The organism is Amycolatopsis umgeniensis (assembly GCF_014205155.1).
GTDB classification, from domain to species: Bacteria; Actinomycetota; Actinomycetes; order Mycobacteriales; family Pseudonocardiaceae; genus Amycolatopsis; species Amycolatopsis umgeniensis.
Genome location: NZ_JACHMX010000001.1, coordinates 4,386,563 through 4,410,165 on the forward strand (window position 1 = coordinate 4,386,563; position 23,603 = coordinate 4,410,165).

The 23,603-nt window shown below is 68.4% G+C and carries 19 protein-coding genes; 13 read left to right on the plus strand and 6 right to left on the minus strand.

Going from position 1 to position 23,603, the window contains the following annotated elements; all coding sequences use genetic code 11:
• The first annotated feature begins 442 nt into the window (after nucleotides 1-442).
• The 4 genes from dnaB (at nucleotide 443) to HDA45_RS20570 (ending at nucleotide 6,422) form a co-directional block, all read left to right on the plus strand.
• Complete coding sequence (gene dnaB / locus HDA45_RS20555) at nucleotides 443-3,055, plus strand: replicative DNA helicase (RefSeq protein ID WP_343072296.1); 2,613 nt, start codon at nucleotides 443-445, stop codon at nucleotides 3,053-3,055.
• Nucleotides 3,056-3,253: 198 nt separating this feature from the next.
• A complete protein-coding gene (locus tag HDA45_RS42410) occupies nucleotides 3,254-3,856 on the plus strand; it encodes an SLATT domain-containing protein (RefSeq protein WP_343072114.1) in 603 nt (200 codons plus the stop codon).
• The gene (locus tag HDA45_RS20565) at nucleotides 3,853-5,145 is read left to right on the plus strand and encodes a nucleotide-binding domain-containing protein (RefSeq protein ID WP_184897729.1); all 1,293 of its coding nucleotides are present in this window, start codon (nucleotides 3,853-3,855) and stop codon (nucleotides 5,143-5,145) included. The genes HDA45_RS42410 and HDA45_RS20565 overlap by 4 nt, the downstream gene beginning before the upstream one ends.
• A gap of 518 nt (nucleotides 5,146-5,663) precedes the next feature.
• Nucleotides 5,664-6,422 (plus strand): hypothetical protein, encoded by a 759-nt coding sequence (locus tag HDA45_RS20570; protein ID WP_184897731.1) that lies wholly within the window; start codon nucleotides 5,664-5,666, stop codon nucleotides 6,420-6,422.
• 230 nt (nucleotides 6,423-6,652) lie between these two features.
• Here the strand turns inward: HDA45_RS20570 and HDA45_RS20575 are convergent, their stop codons facing one another.
• Complete coding sequence (locus HDA45_RS20575; RefSeq protein ID WP_184897733.1) at nucleotides 6,653-7,780, minus strand: FAD-dependent oxidoreductase; 1,128 nt, start codon at nucleotides 7,778-7,780, stop codon at nucleotides 6,653-6,655.
• A gap of 70 nt (nucleotides 7,781-7,850) precedes the next feature.
• Here HDA45_RS20575 and HDA45_RS20580 point away from each other — a divergent pair, with 70 nt between their 5' ends.
• Together HDA45_RS20580 and HDA45_RS20585 are read left to right on the plus strand one after the other, a co-directional pair.
• On the plus strand, nucleotides 7,851-8,531 hold the full coding sequence (locus HDA45_RS20580; RefSeq protein WP_184897735.1) for a TetR/AcrR family transcriptional regulator: 681 nt from the start codon (nucleotides 7,851-7,853) through the stop codon (nucleotides 8,529-8,531).
• A 50-nt stretch (nucleotides 8,532-8,581) separates the two neighbouring features.
• Entirely contained in the window at nucleotides 8,582-9,775 is a 1,194-nt protein-coding gene (locus HDA45_RS20585) for a serine hydrolase domain-containing protein (RefSeq protein WP_184897737.1), read from the plus strand.
• Nucleotides 9,776-9,781: 6 nt separating this feature from the next.
• Here the strand turns inward: HDA45_RS20585 and HDA45_RS20590 are convergent, their stop codons facing one another.
• The gene (locus HDA45_RS20590) at nucleotides 9,782-10,747 is read right to left on the minus strand and encodes a WYL domain-containing protein (protein ID WP_184897739.1); all 966 of its coding nucleotides are present in this window, start codon (nucleotides 10,745-10,747) and stop codon (nucleotides 9,782-9,784) included.
• 83 nt (nucleotides 10,748-10,830) lie between these two features.
• Between HDA45_RS20590 and HDA45_RS20595 the strand changes: the two genes are divergently transcribed.
• Entirely contained in the window at nucleotides 10,831-11,187 is a 357-nt protein-coding gene (locus tag HDA45_RS20595) for a VOC family protein (protein ID WP_184897741.1), read from the plus strand.
• On the opposite strand, the gene HDA45_RS20600 is transcribed toward HDA45_RS20595, so the two are convergent.
• Complete coding sequence (locus tag HDA45_RS20600) at nucleotides 11,163-11,624, minus strand: MarR family winged helix-turn-helix transcriptional regulator (RefSeq protein ID WP_184897743.1); 462 nt, start codon at nucleotides 11,622-11,624, stop codon at nucleotides 11,163-11,165. The two genes, HDA45_RS20595 and HDA45_RS20600, sit on opposite strands and share 25 nt — an antisense overlap.
• Nucleotides 11,625-11,687: 63 nt before the next feature.
• On the opposite strand from HDA45_RS20600, the gene HDA45_RS20605 reads away from it, so the two are divergent.
• Nucleotides 11,688-12,035 carry a MarR family transcriptional regulator gene (locus HDA45_RS20605; RefSeq protein WP_184897745.1) on the plus strand — a complete coding sequence of 116 codons (348 nt, stop codon included), beginning with the start codon at nucleotides 11,688-11,690 and terminating at the stop codon, nucleotides 12,033-12,035.
• Between the two features lie 60 nt (nucleotides 12,036-12,095).
• Complete coding sequence (locus tag HDA45_RS20610; protein ID WP_184897747.1) at nucleotides 12,096-12,866, plus strand: dioxygenase family protein; 771 nt, start codon at nucleotides 12,096-12,098, stop codon at nucleotides 12,864-12,866.
• On the opposite strand, the gene HDA45_RS20615 is transcribed toward HDA45_RS20610, so the two are convergent.
• Complete coding sequence (locus HDA45_RS20615) at nucleotides 12,863-14,029, minus strand: MFS transporter (protein WP_184897749.1); 1,167 nt, start codon at nucleotides 14,027-14,029, stop codon at nucleotides 12,863-12,865. The two genes, HDA45_RS20610 and HDA45_RS20615, sit on opposite strands and share 4 nt — an antisense overlap.
• A 90-nt stretch (nucleotides 14,030-14,119) precedes the next feature.
• On the opposite strand from HDA45_RS20615, the gene HDA45_RS20620 reads away from it, so the two are divergent.
• Entirely contained in the window at nucleotides 14,120-15,307 is a 1,188-nt protein-coding gene (locus HDA45_RS20620; protein WP_343072115.1) for an ROK family transcriptional regulator, read from the plus strand.
• A gap of 556 nt (nucleotides 15,308-15,863) precedes the next feature.
• Here the strand turns inward: HDA45_RS20620 and HDA45_RS20625 are convergent.
• Together HDA45_RS20625 and HDA45_RS20630 are read right to left on the minus strand one after the other, a co-directional pair.
• Complete coding sequence (locus tag HDA45_RS20625) at nucleotides 15,864-19,106, minus strand: beta strand repeat-containing protein (RefSeq protein WP_184897751.1); 3,243 nt, start codon at nucleotides 19,104-19,106, stop codon at nucleotides 15,864-15,866.
• Nucleotides 19,107-19,298: 192 nt separating this feature from the next.
• Nucleotides 19,299-20,309, minus strand: a complete 1,011-nt coding sequence (locus HDA45_RS20630; RefSeq protein WP_184897753.1) for a hypothetical protein — start codon at nucleotides 20,307-20,309, stop codon at nucleotides 19,299-19,301.
• 277 nt (nucleotides 20,310-20,586) lie between these two features.
• Between HDA45_RS20630 and HDA45_RS20635 the strand changes: the two genes are divergently transcribed.
• Genes HDA45_RS20635 through HDA45_RS20645 form a run of 3 tightly spaced genes read left to right on the plus strand, consistent with a single transcriptional unit; the run spans nucleotide 20,587 to nucleotide 23,602 of the window.
• Complete coding sequence (locus HDA45_RS20635) at nucleotides 20,587-21,783, plus strand: AI-2E family transporter (protein WP_184897755.1); 1,197 nt, start codon at nucleotides 20,587-20,589, stop codon at nucleotides 21,781-21,783.
• Nucleotides 21,780-22,946: a MacS family sensor histidine kinase gene (macS, locus tag HDA45_RS20640; RefSeq protein WP_184897757.1), complete on the plus strand. Its 1,167-nt coding sequence runs from the start codon at nucleotides 21,780-21,782 to the stop codon at nucleotides 22,944-22,946. Before HDA45_RS20635 ends, macS begins: the two co-directional genes overlap by 4 nt.
• Nucleotides 22,943-23,602, plus strand: coding sequence for a response regulator (locus tag HDA45_RS20645; protein WP_184897760.1), 660 nt, complete (start codon nucleotides 22,943-22,945; stop codon nucleotides 23,600-23,602). Before macS ends, HDA45_RS20645 begins: the two co-directional genes overlap by 4 nt.
• The last annotated feature ends 1 nt before the right edge of the window (nucleotide 23,603 follow it).

The following is a 23,603-nucleotide window of genomic DNA, read 5'->3' on the forward strand; positions in this document are numbered from 1 at the left end:
CGGGTCATGCCTCTACGCTCCGTAGCATTCATCCACAGGGCACCTCTGTGCGCCGCCGTGCGACACGCCGAACGACGGGTTTTGCCCGACACGCCGCACGGAGTTGAATAAAGTTCTCCACAGTGTCTCCACAGGGTCTGACCAGCGGTTTTGTCAGACCACTCCCTCGTTGCCCACAAGTTGTACACAGGCTTTCGGTTACCTGTGAAGGGATGCCCGCAGTCATCCCCAGGTTGTCCACAGGGCGGTCCCCAGGCGAAATTGCGCTGGTGCTTTCGGGGGGCCTACCGTGCCCGATTGGCCGGTACGCACAGTGGCGTCGTCCAGGCCGAGGGGAGCACCGGGAGCCGAGGGAGGGCGGCCGGTGGACACAGGCGGACCGACCGGGGAAGTTCTGGCATAATCGAACGCGTGTTCGATGCTTGAGGAGGTGGCAGCAGCGGTGGCGCTGACCGACGACCGCAATCCGATGTACGCGGAGTCCGACCCGGGTCCCAGCGACCCCGGTCCGCGTGGCGGGGAATACGACCGCCAGCCGCCGCAGGACATCGCGGCCGAGCAGTCCGTGCTCGGCGGCATGCTGCTGTCGAAGGACGCCGTCGCCGACGTCATCGAGGCCCTCGGGCCCGACGATTTCTACCGGCCCGCGCACCAGGCGATCTACGACGTCATCCTCGATCTCTACGGGCGAGGCGAACCCGCCGACCCGATCACCGTCTCCGCCGAACTGGAACGCCGCGGCGAACTCGGTCGTGTCGGCGGCGCCCCGTACCTGCACACCCTGATCGCGACGGTGCCGACGGCGGCGAACGCGGGGTACTACGCGGAGATCGTCACCGAGAAGGCGGTGCTGCGGCGTCTGGTCGAGGCGGGCACGCGGATCGTGCAGTACGGCTACGGCGCGGCCGCCGCCGACGGCGCGAACATCGACGAGGTCGTCGACCGCGCGCAGGCCGCGATCTACGACGTCACCGAGCGGCGCACCAGCGAGGACTACGTCGCGCTGGAAGAACTGCTTCAGCCGACCATGGACGAGATCGACGCGATCGCGTCGCGCGGCGGGCAGTCGCAGGGCATCCCGACGGGGTTCGCGGACTTCGACGATCTGACCAACGGCCTGCACCCCGGCCAGATGATCATCGTCGCCGCGCGTCCCGGTGTAGGGAAGGCACTCGCGCTGGACACCCCGCTGGCCACCCCCCGCGGCTGGACGACCATGGGCGAAGTCCGGCCCGGTGACCAGCTGATCGGGGCGAACGGCCGTCCGACGACCGTGGTCGCCGCGACCGAGGTCATGGACGACCGGCCTTGCTACGAAGTCGAGTTCTCGGACGGCACGGTGATCCTCGCGGACGCGGAACACCAATGGCTGACCGACACGAGGGCTTCCCGCCGCTCGACCGCCGGTCCGGCGGTGCGGACGACGGAAGAGATGGCGGCCTCCGTGCGGTGTGAGACCACGGATCGGCGTGCCAACCACTCGGTCAAGACAACGGCTCCGCTGCAACTGCCCGAGCGTGATCTCCCGCTCCACCCCTATGCGCTCGGAGCCTGGCTGGGTGATGGCCACTCGGCCAGTGCGCGCTTCACCACGGCGGACCCGGAGATCATCTGCTACCTGGAGGCGGAAGCCGGACTTCTGGTGGAACGCCGCGGTGAAATGTCGTACACCCTGCGGCTGGTTCCCCCGGATCCGGTGGAGCACCGCCTTTGCGAGGTGTGCGGAGAACCCTTCGTTCCCCAAACCTCCCAAGTACGGACGTGCGGCCGTTCGTGCGGTGGCAAGGTGCGTTTCCGGAGTTCTCCGATGCCCGCGCCCACCTGCCCCGACTGCGGGCTCCCGTCCTCGGGCATGCGCCTCTGCCAGGCCTGCCGCAACGAACATGGCAGTGTTCAGGCGATTCTCCGCACAATGGGCGTCCTCGGCGACAAGCACATTCCAGCGGACTATCTGCGGGCGTCCGTCGAACAACGCCGTGCGCTGCTGGCCGGGCTTCTCGACACCGATGGCACCGTCAACCACTCCGGGGCGGCCCAGTTCGCCGTGACGAGCAGGGTGCTCGCCGAACAGACCCGAGAGCTGATCGTCAGCCTCGGCTATCGCTGCTCGCTCACGACCAAGAAGGTCAAGGGGCGGAGCGAGGAGACCTCGACGGCGTACATCCTCGGGTTCACCACCCAGGATCGGGTGTTCTGGCTCCAGCGCAAGCACCTGCTGCAGAAAGAACGGCTCACCAACGTTCGCGTCCGTCCGCACCTCCGCTACGTCGTGGACGTCCGCCCCGTACCGTCCGTTCCGGTCCGATGCGTGGAAGTCGACGCTCCTGATCATCTGTATCTGGCCGGGCGGTCGATGGTCCCGACCCACAACTCGACCCTGGGACTCGATTTCGCGCGTTCGGCGTCCATCAAACACGGTCTGACCAGCGTCATCTTCTCGCTGGAAATGAGCAGGACCGAGATCGTCATGCGCATGCTCTCGGCCGAGGCTCGGATCCGCCTGGCGGATATGCGCGGTGGCAAGATGTCCGACGACGACTGGACGCGGCTCGCGCGCCGGATGAGCGAGGTCTCCGAAGCGCCGCTGTTCGTCGACGACTCGCCGAACATGACGATGATGGAGATCCGCGCGAAGGCGCGGCGGCTGAAACAGCGCAACGACCTCAAACTCGTCGTCCTCGACTATCTCCAGCTGATGAGCTCGGGCAAGCGCGTCGAGTCGCGGCAGCAGGAAGTCTCGGAGTTCTCGCGGCAGATGAAGCTGCTGGCGAAGGAGATCGAGGTCCCGGTGATCGCGATCAGCCAGCTGAACCGTGGTCCCGAGCAGCGGACCGACAAACGCCCGATGCTGTCCGACCTCCGTGAGTCCGGCTCGCTGGAGCAGGACGCCGACCTCGTCATCCTGGTCAACCGGCCCGACGCCTGGGAGCGGGACGACCCGCGCGCGGGCGAGGCGGACCTGATCATCGCGAAGCACCGTGCCGGGCCGACGGCGACGATCACCGTCGCGCACCAGCTGCACTACAGCCGGTTCGTCGACCTGTCGCACGACTGAGGTGCAGGCCTGTAGGTCCTCAAATTTGACTTCATTTTCTCAAGGCCGACTTCATCTGCACTTCATAAATGAATTGACATTGAGACTAGAAGGAGCCCATGCCCGTTCCGAACCCTTCTGGCCCCATCTTCGACATCTACAGCGGCTCCATCACCACCGGCAAGACCACCTCTTGGTCGAGTACGCAGCGGGGGAGAAGTGGCGATAGAGCCAGCAGCTAAGGTAGAGCGAGAGGATTACCTGCTCGCGCAGGTCCGCGAGGCGTTCGGCCGAGTGGTCTACAGCCACAAGACCCACGAGAAGCAAGCGGACATCTGCTTCAGGCGACACCGGTGGCAACAGGGTGTGCTGGTTGCTTTCACGGCTGTAAGCACTGGCACGTTCCTCGCGTCCGTGCTCGGCGTGCTGGGCAACCAGGTCCTGACCAGCCTCGCGACCTCGTTCATCGCCCTCGTCGTCAGCGCACTGAGCCTCGCCTCCAAGAGCTTCAAGTTTAGTGAGGAGTCTGAGGCCCACCGCAAAATCGCCTCGCGGCTGTGGGACGTACGCGAGTCGTACCTGTCGCTGATCGCCGACCTGATGTCCGGTGCGACGGCGCCTGCGGATGCTCGTGTGCGCCGCGACGAGCTCCAGGAGGCCACGCGTGCGGCTTACGCCGACGCCCCCCGGACCACGTCCAAGGCTTACGGCCGGGCGCAGAACGGGCTTAAGAACAACGAGGAGCTGACCTTCACCTCCCGCGAGATCGACCTGTTCCTCCCAGAGGCGCTTCGTCTCAATGAAGGTGAGGCGGGACGATGAAGGTAGACGAGATCTTTGATGCCCTGCTCGAGAACCTGAAGGTCGGCGATGCCAGCACCACCGTCGCCGCACGCCGCGACGAGATCACGAAGGCGTTGAACAAGGACTTCCGGTCGGTCGAGGGCTCAACGGCGAATCGGCTCATGGTCGGCTCCTACGGCCGGCACACTGCGATCCGCGGCATCTCGGACCTGGACATGATCTACATCCTCCCGACCAGCCTGCGCTCGAGCTACAGCAGCGAGACGGGACCGCGGAGGATGCTCAACCGTGTTCGGGACGATCTGACCGCGCGGTACCCGAACACCAACATACGCGTCGACCAGTGCGTCGTGCGCGCACAGTTCACGAGCAACAAGTTCAAGTTCGAGGTGCAGCCGGCATTCGAGAACAGCGATGGCAGCTTCGACTACCCCGACACGAAGGCCGAGGGCTGGAAGGTCACTAAACCGCGCAAGGAGATCGCTGCAACGAAGGACTGCAACGACCGTACATCGACCAACATGCGCCACCTCGCTCGGATGGCCCGGGCGTGGAAGAACGCGAACGGCGTGGCAATGGGCGGCCTGCTCATCGACACGCTCGTCTACCGGTTCTTCTCTGCCACGTCCGAGTATAACGACAAGGGGAGCCTCTGGTTCGACTTCATGGCCAGGGACTTCTTCGAGTTCCTCATGAATGAGCCGGACCAGGACTACTACCTCGCGTTGGGAAGCAACCAGCGGGTCAGGGTGAAGAAGCGGTTCCAGCCGAAGGCGAAGAAGGCGTACAACCGCTGCCTCGATGCCATCGCCAACACGGGAAAAGCCTCCGCGAACAAGAAATGGCGCGAGGTGTTCGGGTCGGCGGTTCCGCTGGAGGTCACCAAGTCCGCCCGCTCGTTCAAGGACACCGAGGAGTTCATCGAGAGCCGGTACCCCGTCGACATTGGCGAGTCGGTCGCGATCGACTGCAAGGTCACGCAGAACGGATGGCGACCGGCATCACTCCGGGAGATGCTCAAGAGCAAGACCTTGCTGCTTCCGAACAAGGAGCTCGACTTCACCATCACCGAGTGCAGTGTCTCGTACCCGTACGAAGTGAAGTGGAAGGTGCTGAACCGCGGAGACGAGGCCGAGCGTCGGGACAACATCCGCGGAGAGATCGACTCGCCCAACAGTGCCGGCAACGCTCGGCACGAGCAGACCAGCTTCCGTGGCGAGCACATCGTCGAGTGCTACATCATCAAGGACGGGATTGTGGTCGCACGGGACGCCATCGACGTACCGATCAGCACCAACGCCGCTTAGGCGACCTGGCGCCGACGTCGCCAACACCAAACCTGCGCTAGCCACTACCGACTGACACCCCTCGGCCGGCAGGTTATCGCTGCGATCAAGGACGCAGGCATGAAGACTGTTCTTGAGTGACATCGCGTGGAAAACAACAAGCCGATATCATCTGTCTCCAGCTTTGAGCAGGTCGGAGTCGATGCGCCGAGAGTCGGCGATACCGTCGTCATCTGAGATCAGCGTCCGACATCCGCGAACTACTTCGCATCGCTCTCGACGAGTTCGACCTTCCAGCCAACACGGTCAGCGCCAGCGCACGCCGAGCGCTCCGGATCGCTGCACTCCGACGGGACTACGCCAACCAACTCTGGCTCCAATGGGAGCTCACGGACCTGGAAGCTGGCAAGACTCAGAAGTGGCAGGACCCCGCCATTACCAAGATTAAGGGGCAGCTCGACGCGCTTCTCGGGGCGGAGGAAGGCCGCAGGGAGGGCATTCGATCCTATCTGCAGTTTGAGCGCAACCGGACGTTTGCCGTGGACGGCGAGGACATGGTCTTCGCCGTGGCGCTCGGGCAGCTGGAGCGGGGCTTGGCGATGTCCCGAAAGGTCTACGACGACTTGACCGTGCCCACGAACCTCACTCAGATCGACACCTACTACGTCGCTAAGGAGATGGACGCTTCCAAGGCAAAGATGATCCCAGGCATACAGCAACAGGAGCAAGTATTGGAGCGGGTCAAAACAGCCATCCATACGTTCCTCGTCGCCACGGAAGCCGAACTGGACGAAGGGCAGCAGGAATCACCACTCTTCTCACGCGCCCAGGAGTACATCAACACTGCGTTGGCGAAGTACGCACCGAACGCACTCGAGAAGTTCGTGGCAGCTCAAGACCGTCTCTACAGCGGCAAACCTGAAGATCTCGCGCACGCACTCACATCATGTCGCCGCATGATCAAGGCGCTCGCGGATGCTCTTTACCCCCCGACCGACGAAACGGTCACCGGCGACGACGGTGTCGAGAGGAAGATGTCCGATGACGCATACCGCAATCGCCTGCTCCAGTACGTCCGCGAACAGCTTGGCAAGCATGTCCTCCAGAAAACTCTCGACAGCCTCGGGGCGCGCCTGAAGTCGTTGGACTCGCTTGCCAGCAAGGGAGTCCACGACAACGTGAGCGCAGCCGAAGCTGAGACCTGCATCGTCTGGACCTACCTCTTGGCCGCCGACATCGTGCGCGTCGCCGACGGCAGCTCAGCGCTCCTAACCGCTGAAGATGACGAGCCGACATAGGCGAGCTATGACTGCTGGCAGCCAATGGCGCCGATCCCGACCGTCTTGATCGTTAGGCCAGAACGCTGCCGCGCATGACCAGATCTGTCAGACCCGCGTAGAGGCCTGCGAGTGCTAGCGGGCTCTCGCAGATACGCCACGAAAATGAGACTGATCTTGGTGACATCACCGTGAGACGAGTCGAGAAACGGCAAGTCGCACAAGATCGACATGTCACGCGCGGCGAGAACCTACAAGGCCGGGGCAGGTTCAACCCGGCGGAAGAAGGCGAGCATCTTCCGGGCGGCGTCCGGTCCCGTCATGAGTTTCTGGACCCGCGCGGACATCCGTGCGGCGGCGCCGGTGCGTTCGAACATCTCGCGTTCGTATTCCTTGACGGCGACGGGGAAGTCGTCCGGACGCGCGGCCAGCTCGAGACCGAGCCGGGCGCCGTCGAGCAGGGCCATGTTGGCGCCCTCGCCCGTCGGCGGCATCAGGTGCGCGGCGTCACCGACCAGTGTGACGTCCGGGGCAGACGGCCAGGTCAGCCCGAGCGGGAGAGTGCTGAGCGACCGCGGCACGACAGTGTCGTCGCAGGCCTCGATCAGCGCGAGGTGCCGCGCGTTCCAGCCCGGGAGCAGTTCGATCAGCCGCGCCCGGGCGGCGGCCGGGTCGTCGAAGGGGATCTTGCTGGTTTCGAACCAGTCCTCGGGGGTGTCGTGGAAGCTGACGCCGATGCGGACGCGGCCGTCGCCGTTGCGCTGCGCCGAAAGGGACAGTCCTTCGCCGAGCACCCAGTAGTTGCCGCGGCCGACCATCGCCGCGAGGTCGGGATGCGTGCGGTCGATGTCGGGGATGCCGATCTCGACGGTGTTCACGCCGAGGTGCGCCGGACGGGCGTCGGTGAGCAGCGGGCGGACCCGGGAGTTCGCGCCGTCCGCGCCGACCAGCAGGTCGTAGGTCGCTTTGCCGCCGTCGGCGAAGCGCACCACGCCGTTTTCCGCGGACTCGTACGCGTGCCCCCACCGCACCGTGCGCTCGGGGAGCGAGTCCAGCAGCAGGTCGCGCAGGTCGGCACGGTCGACCTCGGGTCGCAGAAGCGGGGCGTCGTCGGGCGTGTCCTCTTGGAGCAGCAGAGTGCCGTCCGGCTCCAGAAGCTTCATGTCCTGTCCTTCACCACGGGCGATCTCGTGGAACCCGTCGATCAGGCCTGCCTCGTGCAGCGCCTCCTGGCCGGAATGGATGTCGAGCATGCCGCCCTGGCCACGCGCGTCACGTGATGCTTCCCGTTCGTAGACGACCGAGTCGATGCCTTTGACGTGCAGAACCCTGGCGAGGGCCAGTCCGCCGAGGCCCGCTCCGATGATGGCGATGGTCATGGTTGCCACTCCTTCGATACAGTGTATTGATCAATACACTGTATCGCGCGATGCGTTGTATTGTCACCGCATGGTGGTGTGGGAGAGGCCGGAGCCGCCGAGTCGACCGGCGCTGGCCCCGCTGAGCCGGGAAAAGATCGTGCGGGCGGCCATCCGGCTGGCCGACGCGGACGGCCTGGACGCGGTGTCGCTGCGCAAGATCGCGACCGCGCTGGACGTCGGCCCGATGCGGCTGTACGGCTACATCGACGGCAAGGACGAGCTGCTCGACCTGATGGTCGACGCCGCCCACGTCGAGATCCGGCCTTCAGGTGACGGCTGGCGGGAGGTGCTGCGGTCGCTCGCCGAAGCCATGCGGCGCGCCGTCCAGCGGCACGAATGGCTCGCCGATCTCCTGGGTGGCAGGCCCCAGCTCGGGCCGGAGGCGCTGGCCACCGCGGAGGCCGTGATGTCCGCGCTGGACGACCTCGGCGTGGACTCCGTCATGCCGGTGGTCTCCGCGGTGAACGCGTACACGATCGGCGCGGTGCGCAGGGAGATAGCCGAACGACGGGCGGACCGGGCGACCGGGATGGACGAGAAGCGCTGGCAAGCCGAACTCGGTCCCTACATGGTGCGTTCCTTCGCCACCGGCAAGCTTCCGGCGCTGGCCACGGTGGTGCAAGACGCCGTCCATCTCGACGCCGACGAGACCTTCCGGATCGGGCTCGACTGCCTGCTCGACGGCATCGGGGCCCGCATCGCGGGCTGATGTCAGCGGCGTGACTGCCTCGTGTCAGCGCGGCACGCGAACGTAGTCCCATGAGCACTTCACTGCGGGGTACCAAGACCACCAAGTTCATCCAGCGCGCCGGCGTCACCGCCGTGGCCGCCGGCCTCCTGGCGGGCGTCACCGTTTCGACCGCGTCCGCCGGGCAGGATCGCCCGGAACTCAGGCAGGCCGTCCAGGAGTTCGTCGGCAACGGGTTCGCCGGGATGCAGCTGCGCGTCCGCGACGAGCGGGGCGAATGGACCGGCAGTGCCGGTGTCCGCGAGCTGGGCGGGACCGCGAAGCCGTCGACCGACGGTCACTTCCGCGTCGGCAGCACCGCGAAGAACTTCACCGCGACCTTGGTGCTGCGGCTGGTGGCCGACGGCAGGATCGACCTCGACACCCCGGTGGCGGGCGTCCTGCCCCGCTTCGGCTTCGACCGGCGGATCACGGTGCGGATGCTGTTGCAGCACACCAGCGGGCTGTTCAACCACACCGGCGAGTTCTTCCCGGACGGGACGGTCGTGCCGGGAATCCCTTGGCGGGGCAAGGAATGGGTGGACAAGCGCTTCCACACCTACGAGCCGGAGGAGCTGGTCCGGCTGTCGCTGTCCAAGCCGCCGCGGTTCGAACCGGGAGCGGGCTGGAGCTACTCCAACACCAACTACGTCGTGGCCAGGCTGATGGTCGAGGCACTCACCGGCCGCTCCTTCGCCGACGAACTGGACCGGCGGATCCTGCGGCCGCTGAAGCTGCGGGACACGTTGTCACCGGGCGCGTGGTCGGGGATGCCCAAGCCCTACGCCCACGCTTACTACACCTACGACGACGCCGGACAGCAGAAGACACTCGACGTCACCCACCAGAACCCGTCCTGGGTCTCCAGCGCCGGCGACATGATCTCGACGACCAAGGACCTCCAGACGTACTTCTCCGCCTTGCAGAGCGGCAAGATCCTCCCGGCCTGGCTGCTGGCCGAGATGCGCAAGACCGACCCGAGGAGCGAAGGCTTCTTCGGCCGCTACGGCCTCGGGCAGTTCTCGAAGGACCTTGGTCCGGACTGCGGCAACACTGTCGTCCTCAGCCACAACGGCAGCAACAACGGCTACGCGGCGCTGATGTACAGCACGCCTGACGGCAGCAAGACGATGACCGCGTCGGTCACCTCCGGCGCCACCGTCGCCGACGCGAAGTTCCCGGCGGCGCTGGAGAAGCTCCTCAAGACGGTGTTCTGCGGCAAGTGAGCCCGGCTACTCCTCGTCAAGGCTCGCCCGCTCAGCCAGCCGGCCTGCCAGCGCGCTGACCAGGTCGCGAAGGTCGTCAGGCCGCTCGATGACGAACGGCCGGTCGAGCGCGGCGAGCAGGGGCGGGATCCAGTCGAGCCGCTGAGCCCGGATCCGGGCACGCACCCAGTCGTCTTCCCCTTCGAGGACGGCCACGGACGGCGGGAAGACCGCGCGGATCTGTTCGGGCGTCGCCTGGATCCGCACGGAGACGTCGTGCCGGTGCGGCGTTTCGGCGAGCGCGGTCAGCACTCGCTCGGCCGGGTCGAAGCCGACGGGCACCTCGAAAGTCCCGGTCCGCGCGTCGGCCGACTCGATCCTGTCGACGCGGAACGTGCGCACCTCGCCGCTGGCCGAATCGAATCCGGTCAGGTACCACCGCCCCGAATGCGCGACGACGCCATAGGGATGGACGACGCGTTCGCTGGCCCCACCGTGACCGGCGAGGTACGCGAGTCCGACGGGGCGGCGATCCCTTGCCGCCTCCGCGACGGTGAGCAGCACCTCGGCCTCGGCCGACAGGGTTCGCCGGGCGGGCGAGGTGAAGTCGGCGGCCTCCAGCAGCGCGTCCAGCCGTCGGCCCAGGGCTTCGGGCAGCACCCGGCGGACCTTCGCCACCGCGCTCTCGGCGGCCGCGACCGACGTGGTGATCAGCCCGGCACGCCGTCCCGCGACCAGGCCGAGGAGGACGGCGAGTGCCTCCTCGTCGGTGAGCATCAGCGGCGGCATCCGGTAGCCGGGGGCGAGGCGATACCCGCCGTACCGGCCGCGCACCGAGCGGACCGGGATGTCCAGGTCCAGGAGGTGCTCGGCGTACCGGCGGACGGTGCGCTCGTCGACATCGAGCCGCTCCGCGAGCTCGGCGACGGTGCGGGTGCCGCCGCGCTGGAGGATCTCCAGCAGGGCAAGCACACGGGCGATGGGCCGGGTCACATCGTCAGAATACCGGGCGGATTCTGCCCGGTATTGCTCCTAGCGTGAACGGTGTTCCGCTTTTCAGGTCGAAAGGATTCACCGTGCAGTTCGTTTCCGTCCGGATCATCACCCACGACGTCACCCGCCTCGCCGAGTTCTACGAGAAGGTGACCGGCCTCGAAGCGCGGAGGCCCGCCGAGCAGTTCGCCGAAATCGTGAGCCCGTCGTGCACCCTCGCCATCGGCAGTGCCGAAACGACGACCGCCGCGGTGCCCGAATCGAACCGGACCGCGATCCTCGAGTTCCGGGTCGAGGACGTCGACAGGGAGTACGAGCGGCTGGCGGGCCTGGCCGAGATCGTGCAGAAGCCGACCACGATGCCGTGGGGCAACCGGTCCCTGCTGTTCCGCGACCCCGACGGCAACCTGGTGAACTACTTCACGCCGAGCGCGCCGTAGTTCCGGACGAACGCGGTCAGCAGCCGGGCGAACTCGCGGCGGTCTTCGTCCGGCCAGTCCGCCATCGCCTCGGCGAAGACCGAACGGCGGAATTCGTGCATCCGCGTCACCTCGGCGCGTCCGCTTTCGGTGAGCACGAGGACGGCGCGGCGGCCGTCGCGCTGATCGGCTTCGCGACGGAGGAAATCACCCTCGACGGCCCGCGCGACCAGGCGGCTCGCGCGGGGCTGATCGATGGTCAGCGCCGCCGCCAGGCTGGTCACCGTGCCCGGCTCGCCGCTCTCTTCGGCCGCTTCGACGGCGTCGAGAAGTCCTTGTATCGCCTGGTCGGGCATCGATTCGGCGCGGTCGCGGGCGAGCTTCGAGAGCGAGCGCCTCGCCTGGCTCCGCCGGATGGCGATCATCGCGCGTTCCACGTCGGCCACGGCGTCCGTCATCGCTCACCCTCACCAAATGCATGTACTTTTACATGTAGTTGCCGTCTACATGAAGGAGTATCCATGAAGCCCATCGGATTCTGGTTCGCCCACCTCCACCAGGCCCTTGAATCCTCCCTCGATCGAGTTCTCGCCGACGAGGGCCTGACCCGACGCCACTGGCAGGTGCTGAACGCACCCGACGAGACCCTGTCTCCGTTCGGAGACAGGCGGGAAGTCGTCGCGAACCTGCGTACTCGCGGCTGGATCGACGGAAACGGACTGACCCCGGCAGGCCGAGAGGCGCACCTCCGACTGAAGACCGAGGTCGGCGAGTTCCGCTCGCGCGTGACCGAAGGCATCAGCGAAGACGACTACCGGACGACGATCGGCGTACTGGAACGCATGGCGGCGAACCTCGCACGGGAATAAGGCGGAACCGGGCGACGTCGTCTATCCTGGTAGTTGAAAGTTCAAACACCTGGAGCTGACATGACCCCGGTGCTTTACCTCAGCCACGGCGCGCCGCCGCTCGCCGACGACGCCACCTGGACCCGCCAGCTCGCCGGCTGGTCTGCGGACCTCGAAAAGCCGAAGGCGATCCTCGTCGTCTCCGCGCACTGGGAAGAGGCGCCGCTGACCCTCGGCGCCACCTCCACGGTGCCGCTGGTCTACGACTTCTGGGGCTTCCCCGATCGCTTCTACCAGGTGGAATACGCCGCGCCCGGCGCTCCCGAACTGGCGGACAAGGTGCGGAAACTCCTGCGCTCGACCCAGACGCCGATCCACGACGCGCCCGACCGCGGCCTCGACCACGGCGCGTACGTCCCGCTCGTCGAGATGTATCCGGACGCCGACATCCCGGTGCTCCAGGTGTCCATGCCGTCGCTGGACCCGCGGGAACTGTTCGACCTCGGCCGCAAGCTCGCACCGCTGCGCGAAGAGGGCGTGCTGATCATCGGCAGCGGCTTCTTCACCCACAACCTGAGCGCGCTGGGCCAGACCGACGGCACCGACGGCGCGCCGCCGTCGTGGTCGAGCGAATTCGACCACTGGGGTGCGGAAACCCTGCGACAGGGCGACCTCGACGCGTTGCTGGACTTCCAGCACAAGGCACCCGCCGCGGCCCTCGCGCACCCCAGGATCGAACACTTCGCCCCGCTGTTCGTCTCACTCGGCGCGAGTTCTTCCGAAGGGAAGGGCGAGACCGTGATCGACGGCTACTGGCACGGCCTCGCCAAACGTTCCCTCCAGTTCGGCTAGCGGGACCGCAGCACCCCGGCGCCCGCCACCAGACCGAGCGCCAGCAGCGTGACCAGCCCGAAGGACACCGTCAGCGACGTCAGATCGGCGATCCCGCCGATCAGCGACGGCGCGACGAGCCCGGAGGAGTAGGTGATGGTCGCGACGCCCGCGATCGACTGGCTCGGCGTCGGCCCGCTGCGTCCGGCCGCCGCGAAAGCGAGCGGCACGACGACGGAGACGCCGAGCCCGATCAACGCGAATCCGGCCATCGCCATCACCGGATGCGCGGCCAGTACGACCAGCAGGCCGCCCGCCGTCGCGAGAACACCGCCCGCGCGGACCGTGTTGACCGAGCCGAAGCGCCGCACCAGCGCGTCGCCGGAGAGGCGGGCCACCGCCATCGTGCAGGTGAACGCGGTGGTCGACGCCGCCGCGATCCCGGGCGACGTGCCGAGGACGTCCCGCAGGTAGACGGCGGACCAGTCGAGGCTCGCCCCTTCGGCGAAGACGGCGCAGAACGCGACAGCGCCGATGATGACGGCCGACTTCGGCGGCAGCGCGAACCGCGGCGGCGGGTGCTCGTCGGGCGCGCTGCGGACGTCGAACACGCCCTGGCAGATGAGCACTCCGGCGACGGTGAGCACGGCGGACGCGATCGCGAGGTGCACCCGGGCGTCCACCGCGGCGTGCGCGGCGAGCGCCCCGGCGGCGGATCCGACGAGCGCGCCCGTGGTCCACATCCCGTGCAGCCCCGACATGACCGACTTGCCCATCCTCTCCTCGACGTCGACGCCGAGGGCGTTCATCAGCACGTCCGAGGTCCCCGCCGCGGTGCCCATGACGAACAGCGCGACGCACAGGGTGACGAGGTTTCCCGCCAGCGCGGGGAGGATCAGCGCCAGCGTCCAGTACGCGAGCAAGAGCCGGAGGCCTTGCCTGCCACCGAGCCGATGTCCGATCCGCGCGGCGAGCGGCATGGTCAGCGAGGCGCCGATGGCGGGGAAGGCGAGCGCGAGGCCGAGCTGACCGGCGCTGATCCCCGCGTGTTCCTGGATCCACGGGATCCGCGTCGCGAAACTGCCGGTCACCGCGCCGTGCACGGCGAAGATGGCCGCGATGGCGACCCGCGCCTGCCGCACCCGCCGCGTCGGCCCGCCGACGGTTTCCACTGTATTGGTCACTGGGCCCCCAAGGTCCATGAGACAACTCGACGGCGTCAGCGTAAACTATCAGGAAGGTAACCTGATAATTAATTCTGGGAGGATCTGCCGGTGAGTGTCATCCGGATGCCGTCCGCCTCCCCGAGCACCGCGCGGGCCATCAACGACCGTCTTGCCCTCGACCTGCTCCACCGCGAGGGCTCGCTGACGGCCACCCAGCTCAAGACGTTGACCGGGCTCTCCCGGCCGACCGTCGCCGACCTCGTCGAACGGCTGCAGGACGCCGGGCTCATCGAGATCGTCGGCGAGGCGGGCGCCGAACGCCGAGGGCCGAACGCGAAGCTGTACGGCATCGTCGCCGAACGCGCGTTCCTCGCCGGTCTCGACGTCCGCACTCACGGCATGGCCGTTTCGGTCGCGGATCTGCTGGGCCGGACCCGCGCGGAGGCCTCGGTGCCGTTCGAGCTGGACGTCGAAACCGACGTGGCCGTCGAGCGGGCGATCGCGCTGTTGAAGACCACCGCGGCCGAAGCGGGAGCGACGGAGTTGCACACGATCGCCGTCGGCGCTCCCGGCCTGGTCGACCCGGCGACCGGCGGATTGCGGCCCGCCGGGGGATTGCCCGCGTGGCACGGGAAACTCGTCGACGAACTCCGGCGGCGGCTGGGTGTCCCGGTTCTGCTGGAGAACGAGGTCAACGTCGCGGCCGCGGCCGAACAACGGCTCGGCGCCGCCCGTGACCGGGACACTTTCGTCCTGCTGTGGCTCGGTTTCGGCGTCGGCGCGGCCGTCGTCCTCGACGGTTCGCTGCGGCGGGGCGCGTCGGGTGGCGCGGGCGAGATCGGATTCCTGCCCATGCTCGGACCCGGCAGGCTCCCGACGGCGACCGATTGCGACGGCGGCTTCCACACCCTGGCGGGCAGCGCCGCGATCTGCGAACTGGCCCGCGCGTACGGCCTCCCGGCTTCACCGGCCGACAACGCCGAAGCGGCCGAAGCCGCCATCGGGTACGCGATCGACGCGGAGGCGGAGGAATTCCTGGAGATCGTCGCGGAGCGGATCGCGATCGGCACCGCCGCCATCACCGCGGTGCTGGACCCGGGCTGCGTCGTCCTCGGCGGCGAAGTCGGCCGCGCCGGCGGCGAGGCGCTGGCGGCAAGGGTGAGCCGCCGTCTCGCGGAGATCTCGCCGCTGCGGACCGAGATCCGGGCGGGGACCGTCGGCGGGAGCGCGGTGCTGGAAGGCGCGGTGCTGACCGCGATGAGCGCGGCCCAGGACGCGCTGTTCACCCCTGGATAGAACTGAGCGCAGGCCCGATCCGGATGGATCGTGAGTGGCGATTCAGGTTAGAACCCGATGGTGCCCTAGGTACCTACTGGATTCTGGGTCCGGTTGATCACGGACTTGCAGATCGCCACATCTGCCCCACGTGTGCCAGCGGTCACATCAGCTGCGCGTGAAGGGCCTCAAGTGGGGCGAGGGTCCGGTACCGAGGTGGTCGTGAGTGGTGATTCGGGTTAGGGCCAACCGTGTCTTAGGTACCTTCGGTCCGGCGGTTTCGCGTGACCGGTGGGACGACACACGTGACCGAGTGGACGACACGCGTGATTGGACGGACGACACGCGGTGGACTCGGCCGTCGCCGATGTCGTCCGTCCAGTCACGCGTGTCGTCCGTCTGATCACACACGTCGTCCACTCGGTCACGCGAAAGCACCGGCTCGGCCCGCGTGTGCCTCGTGAGTGGCAATTCGGGTTAGAACCCGAATCACCCCTGGATAGAACACAAAAGCGGGCCCGGGAGTTTCCTCCCGGGCCCGCTTCTTCGATCAGTTGGCGCTAGCCGACTGGCAGGTTCACATGGTGTGGAACTTCTTGCCGGTCAGGGTGCCGATGAAACGCTGGAACATGCTCAGCGGCGACGAGTCGACGCCCGCCAGAGCCGGGACCTGCGCGGTCGGCATCGCCGGGGTGCTGTTCACGACGGGCAGGGTGCCCGCGGTGGGCAGCTGCACCGGCAGCGTGCCCGCGGTCGGCAGGGCGCCGGCCGTGGGGAGGGCCACCGGCAGCGAGCCGGCGGTCGGCAGGGCACCCGCGGTGGGCAGCGCCACCGGCAGGCCACCGGCGGTCGGCAGACCACCGGCGAGCGGCAGCGCGGTCAGCGCTGGGAGCTGCGCGATCTTCGGGGCGTCCGCACGAGCGGCGTCACCGGGCAGGGCCGGGGTCTTCGGCAGGGCCGGGACACCGGGCAGGGCCGGGGTGACGGGCAGCGTGGGCAGTTCCGACTTCGGCGTCTGCGTCGGCAGAGCCGTCAGCCCCTTCAGGGCGGACAGACCGGCCTGGAGGCCACCCAGCTGGGGACCGTCGGCGCGGGCGCCACCGATCGCCGGGGTGGTCGGCAGGGTGCCGGCACCGTTCATCGACGGGACCGAACCGAACGGCAGCGCGGGCAGCGCGTTGATCGGCATCTCCGAGCCCACCGAGTCGGTGAAGGCGCGGGTGTAGTCCTCGTCGTTGATCTCGGTGTCGTCGGTGGAGTTCTCCTCCGCGATCGCCAGGATCGGGATCTCGAGCTCGTTCAGCGGGATCGAGAACACCAGCGGGTGGTGGAAGTTGAAGCCCGAGAGGGCCTCTCCACTGCCGTCCGTGATGCTGTCGCCGCCGGCCTGACCGTCGATCACGCTGTCCGCGTTGGTCTCGGAGACGCCGCCGGCCGCCGCGATGGCGTCGCCGAACACCTCCGGAACGGCCGCGACCGGGATGTCGAGGATGTTGCCCGACAGCGATCCCTCGGTGCCCGAGGTCTCGACGTCGCCGCCCGAGGTGGCGTCCACGGTGTCCATGCCCTCGGCACCGGCGATGCCGGCGGCCGCGATGGCGTCGTGCGTGACCGGGACCACCGGCAGCGCCTGCGCACCGATGATGTTGCCCGCGACCGCGCCGTTGTCACCGGTGGTGGTGGCGTCGCCGCCGGCCGCCGACATGACGTCGTTCAGGCTGTTGCCCTTGGCGATGCCCGCACCGGCCACACCGAGCCCGGTCACCGGGACGGTGCCGCCGACCGGCGTCTGGACGATGTTGCCCGCCAGCGCGCCTTCTTCACCGTTGGCGGTGGCGTCGCCACCGGCCGACGAGTCGGTCAGGTTCGAGCCCTCGCCCGACGCGATTCCGCCCAGCACCGCGGCGAAGTTGTGCGCCTGGACCGGCAGGGAGACCGGGCCGTAGACCAGGTTGCCCGCACCCGCGCCACCGTCACCGGTCGCGTGGACGTCGCCGCCCGCGTTGGAGGTGGTGTCGCCGTCGGCGCCACCGTGGCCCTGACCGATGAACGCGCCACCGATCCCGAACGCCTGCACCGGCAGCGAAGCCGGCACGGTCGCCAGGTTGGAGCTGAGGAAGCCGTTGTCGTCGGCGGTGTTCCCGCCGCCGCCGCCGGAAACGACCTTGGTCTCGTCGGCCGAGCCGGTGCCCTGGCCGATGAACGAGCCGCCCACGCCGAAGACCTCGGCCGGAACCGCGGCCGGGACCTGGACGATGTTGCCCGAGCCGGACGAGTCGTTGCCCGTGGTGCCGTCGTACCCGCCGGCGGTCACGGTCTTGGTCTCGGTGGCCTCGGCGACGGCCTGGCCGATGTGCGAGCCACCGACGCCGTAGACCTCGGGGGCCAGCGCGGCCTGGGTGTTGACGATGTTGCCCGCGAGGGTGGAGTCGTCACCGTTGGTGTGGCTGCCGTTGCCCGCGTTCGTGTCGACGGTGTTGTCGCACGAGGTCGCGGTCGCGTTGCCGATGTAGGTGCCCGCGATGCAGGTCACCTCGACCGGGGCCGAAACGGCCGGGTCGACGATGTTACCGCCGCCCGCGGAGCCTTCGCCCTCGGAGGAGACGAAGCCACCGGCGTCGACGACGCTGGAGTGGCTGGTGCCGCCGTCCTTGCCGGTGTTGGCCAGGCCGACCCAGCTGGCGGCCACGCCGCCGACGTTCGCGACGTCACCGGTCTGCGGCACGATCGCGTTACCCGCGACGGCCGAGTCCTCACCGGAGGTCTGCACGTAGCTGGGGACGTTGCTCCAGCCGGGCGTGGTGTCGCCGGCCTGCGCGTCCGCCGAGGAGCTGCTGTTCGAGTTCGCGAGCGAACCGTGCGCGGCAGCCGCGTTGTCGTTCACCTTCACCGGGAGGGCGATCGGGACCGCGCCGACGTTGCCGCCGAGGGCGGAGTCGTCACCGTCGGTCTCGACCCAGCCGCCGGAGGTGGCGTCGGTCTCGGCCTCGTAGCCGGAGCTGTTGGCGTTGCCGATGATCCAGGAAACGGCGTTGCCGGTGACCTGGACGGGGGTGGCGAACTGACCGGCGACCACGTTGCCGGAGAGAGCGGAGCCCTCGCCGTCGGTGGTGATGTTGCCGGTCTCGGTGGTGCTCTGGCTGGCGGAACCGCCGACCACGCGACCGGTGCCGCCGGCGAGCCCGCCGCCGTTGCCGGCGATCTGCACGGGCAGCGCCCAGTCCAGGGACACGACGTTCCCGGCGAGGCTGGAGTCCTCACCGGTGGTCTCGACGTCCTGGTTGTGCGACCACGTCTGCTGGTGGCTGCCACCCTCGACCTCGGCGTCGCCGATCACGCCGATGGCGTTGTCGACGATCTGGATCGGGACGACGACGTCACCGACGACCTTGTTGCCCTTGAGGATGTCGTCCGTGGTGGTGAACCCACCACCGGTCAGCCCACCGCTGACCTGACGGGCCGAGTCCTTGGCGGCCAGCGGCGCGGGAACGGCGCCCTTGCTGGACAGCTTGGGCAGACCTCCGCCGATGCCGTCGCTGCTGCTGCCGGGCGAGGAAACGCCGTCGAGGGCGTCGGAAGCCGGCTTGGTGACGGCCTTGGTGCTGACCTCACCCTCGTAGCCGGGGACGTCGAGCTGGCCGAGGGGCGTGCCGACGGCGTTGTTGTCGATCTCGATGGGAACGGTGACGTTCGCGTCGAGCGGGGAGGCAGGGGTGTCGGGGTTGACCTGTTCGTCAGCCGACGCGATGCCGGTGCCCAGCATCAACAACCCACCCGTGACCAACGCGGTCTGGAGTCCGCGCTTTGCCCAGGATTGCATGGGGTAGTTCTCCTTCATTTCGGGTTCCCTTTCGGGTTCGAGGAGGTGCCTTGGAAGCGGCACCAGAGGGGGGTGGACTGGCTGCGGGCGCAAAAAAGCGCACCGCCGTTTCGCGGGGATCAGGAGCGGACGCGAAGCCAAGCCCGAATCGGGAGGCGTGAGGCGCGTCAGCTACCCCGCGGAGGGAGGTGTTCAGTCAGGAGTGACACCGGGCTGCGAGCCCGGGGTGAGCGGCATGTACCGCGTGCCTGCCAGCGAGTAGCCGGTCAGGGAACGCTCGACGGCGGTGACGAGCCAGGCGGGAACGCCGTGGGTCAGGCCGTCGAGGTGACCACCGGGAGCGTTGCCGCCACCGGGGACAGTCGGGATGGAAGGCGCGACGGGAAGCGGCGCCGGGGTGAGCGGACGCGGGAAGTCGCCGCGGTGTCCGTCACGCGAAGGAGAGTCCTGGTCCTGGTCGGACGCGCCGTGCTGCTGCACGACGGCCGGCATCGGGAGGAAGGTCTCGGAAGCGGGGAACTGGGTCGTCGCCAGCTGCGCGAAGTCGGTGACCTGGTCACCGGCGCCGCCGGTCTCGAGCGGGGACTTCGGGTCGACCGGGCCGCCGCTGACCGGGAGCTCCGGCACGAGGGTGCCGTGTCCCTTCGGGTCGAGGAGATCCCAGACTTTACGGCCGAAATCGGGCGACGGGGCGAAGGTCTCGTCCAGCACCTGGCGGGTGTCCTGCGGCTTGCGCACGATGTGCTCGACGGCGCCGAGGGTCCGCTTGACCGGGGTGACCACCGAGGTGTCCGCGAAGTCGGTGACCGCGTCGCTGACGCGGCTGGAGACCTCGTGTCCGTCGGCGCGGATGTCGCCGCCGCAGTGACGCTTGGCCGGAGAGGTCTTGGACCCGTCCGGCATCGACCACGTGGTGGCTTCCTGGTGCCGGGTACCGCACATCGCTCCCGCGACATCGCCGGAGAATTTGCCCGCGCCGTGCGAAACGTCGTTCAACCCGGCCACGGTGGAGTCGGTGACCGGGGTGACGCTCGTTTCGGGAGTGGCGACCACCGGGACGACGTCCGCGGCGGCGGAAGCACCGGAAACGACCCACGCGGCGGCGGAACCGGCGACGGCGCCGCCGAGGACGAACAGCGCACGCGAAGCGAGACGGCCGAAGCGCGCCGCGCCCCGCCCCTCGTTCTTCGCCGCGTTCGTCACTCGGTCTCCTGCCGTGTCGGTCTGCCGTTCGGTCGTTGCGGAACCGAGGTAAGCAAAGGGCGGAAGGCCAAAGCGAGCCAGGAGCGCCTTGATGGCACGATCGTGTGAAGAACACACGGTGTAGCTCGAAATCACGATAAGTGATCAACCCTGGCGGGGCCGGGTTACCGCCGAGTCGATCATGGGCTGATGTGTCAAGCGTCGCTTTGGGCGAATTCGACCGTGCGCGTCACCCCGAATGTTCAAGAACGTCGCCTCTGACCGATACGGTGAGCGCGTGAGCGAGCCCCAGCGCAAACAGCCGGACTTCGACCCGGCGAACCCGTTCCTTTCCGAGTCCACCGAAGACGTCACCAGCCTGGTGCCTCGCGGCCTGCGGATCGGCGCGGCGCTGTCGTGGCGCTTCATCGTGGTGATCGCCGCGCTCTACGTCATCGTGTTCCTGATCGGCTACCTGTCGGTGGTCGTCATCCCGTTGTCGATCGCGCTGCTGCTGGCCGCGCTGCTCGCGCCCGCGGTCTCCAAGCTGCAGGCGCTGCGGTTCCCCCGCGGGCTCGCGGCCGGGATCGTGCTGATCGCGGGTCTCGCGGTGCTCGGCGGGCTGCTGACGTTCGTCGTCGCGCAGTTCTCCTCCGGCCTGCCGGAACTGCAGAAGCAGCTGACGGAGAGCCTCAACCAGATCAAGACCTGGCTCATCGACGGGCCGCTGCACCTGCGCCAGGAACAGATCCAGGAGTTCATCAACCAGGCGATCGGCTTCCTGCAGAACAACCAGGCGTCGATCACCACCACCGCGCTCACCACCGCGGGCACGGTCGGCGAGATCGTCACCGGCTTCATCCTGACGCTGTTCATCCTCATCTTCTTCCTCTCCGGCGGCGACCAGATCTGGAAGTTCCTCGTCCTCGGCGTGCCGGGCCGGGTGCGCAACCGGGTCGACGTCGCCGGGCGGCGCGGGTTCGCCTCGCTGGTCAGCTACGTGCGCGCGACGGCCGCGGTGGCCGTCGTCGACGCGGTCGGCATCGGCATCGGGCTGGCGATCGTCGGTGTGCCGCTGGTGATCCCGCTGGCGACGCTGGTCTTCCTCGGTGCCTTCATCCCGATCATCGGCGCCGTGATCGCGGGCGCTGTCGCCGTGTTGATCGCCTTGGTGACGAAGGGTGTCGTCGGCGCGCTGATCGTGCTGGCCATCGTCATCGGCGTCATGCAGCTGGAGAGCCACGTGCTGCAGCCGATCCTGCTCGGCCGGGCGGTCAAGCTGCACCCGCTCGCCGTGGTGCTCGCGATCACCGCGGGCCTGGTGGCCGCCGGGATCGCCGGGGCGCTGCTGTCGGTGCCGCTGCTCGCCGTGCTCAACGCCGGCATCCGGTCGCTGCTGCACGAACAGGACCCCGATCCGGACGAGGTCGACGTCCTCCGGGATCAGGCGGCGCAACCGAACGACTCAGAGGAAGCGGCCAAAACGGAGTCATGACGAACACCCCGCTCTGGCGAGCCGTCTCGGCGCTCGGCACGCGGGACCCCGCCACCCCACTGTGGCGCGGGGTGATCGTGCTTCGCGTGACGACACTGCTCTTCGCACTGGGCTCCTTCATCGTCCACTACGACGGCTACGCGAAACAGTGGCTGGCGTGGGCGGCGTTCGGGGTCATGACGGCGTGGACGGTGCTCAGCAGCGTGTTCTACGCACGGCCGTCGACACGCTGGCCGTGGCTGGTGGTCGTCGATCTCGCCTTGACGGTCGTCCTCATGTTCACGTCGGCGTGGGTCCTGTCCACCGCGCAGTTCGACGCCAACACCCCGCTCATCACGACGGTGTGGGCGGCCGTCCCGCCCGCGGCCGCCGGCACGCGCTTCGGCGCGCTGGGCGGCGTGCTCGCCGGACTGGTGGTCTCGGTGGTCACCGGGCTGGTGCGCTGGCGGTTCGACGTCGACGTCGCGCGGGACGGCTTCCTGCTGACCGCGAGCGGCTTCGTCATCGGGCTGGCCGCGACCATGGCCCGCCGATCCGCGGACGCGCTGACCAGGGCGTTGCGCATGGAGGCCGCGACGGCCGAACGGGAGCGGCTCGCCCGCTCGATCCACGACAGCGTCCTGCAGGTGCTCGCGCGGGTGCGCAAACGCGGCGCCGAATTCGGCGGGGAGGCCGCCGAGCTGGCGAAACTGGCCGGTGAGCAGGAGATCGCACTGCGGGCGCTGGTCACCACCGAGCCGACGAGGCCGAGCGCGAACGGGACCACCGACCTCCGTGCCGCGCTGCAGTTGCTCGCGACGCCTTCGGTGCAGGTCTCGACGCCCGCCGGCGAGGTCCGGCTGCCCGAACACGTGACGGCGGAGCTGGTGGCGGTGGTGCGCGAAGCGCTGTTGAACGTCGAGAAGCACGCGGGCGGGGAAGCACACGCCTGGGTGCTTCTCGAGGACCTCGGCACCGAGGTCGTGGTCAGTGTTCGCGACGACGGCCCGGGAATCGCGCACGGGGTCTTGGAACGAGCGGCGGCCGAGGGACATCTAGGTATCGCGGAGTCCATCAAGGGGCGCGTGCGGGATCTGGGCGGAAGTGCCGCCCTGGACACCGCGCCGGGTCAGGGCACGGAGTGGGAAGTCAAGGTTCCAGTGGCGGCGAGGGGAAAGCGATGACCGACGCGCCTCGGGTTTCGGTGATGGTGGTCGACGACCACCCGATGTGGCGGGACGGGGTCGCGCGCGACCTGACCGAGCACGGTTTCGACGTGCGGGCCACCGCGCCGGACGCGCCCGCCGCGGTGCGGATCGCGCGGACGGTCCAGCCGGACGTCGTGCTGATGGACCTCCACCTCGGCGAGACGTCGGGCGTCGACGCCACCCGCGAGATCACCGCGGAGCTGCCGTCGACCAAGGTCTTGGTGCTGTCGGCGAGCGGCGAGCACAGTGACGTCCTCGAGGCGGTCAAGGCCGGGGCGTCCGGGTACCTGGTCAAATCGGCTTCGGCGAGCGAGCTGGTGGACGCGGTCAAGCGGACGGCCGCGGGGGATCCGGTGTTCACCGCCGGTCTCGCCGGACTCGTACTCGGCGAATACCGCCGCATGGCCGACGCCCCGGAAGACGGGCCTGCCCCGCCGCGGCTGACCGAACGCGAGACCGACGTCCTGCGCCTGGTCGCGAAGGGGATGACGGCGCGGCAGATCGCGGAGAAGCTCGTGCTGTCGCACCGGACGGTGGAGAACCACGTCCAGTCGACGCTGCGGAAGCTCCAGCTGCACAACCGCGTCGAACTCGCCCGCTACGCCATCGAACACGGGCTGGACGAGGAGTAGC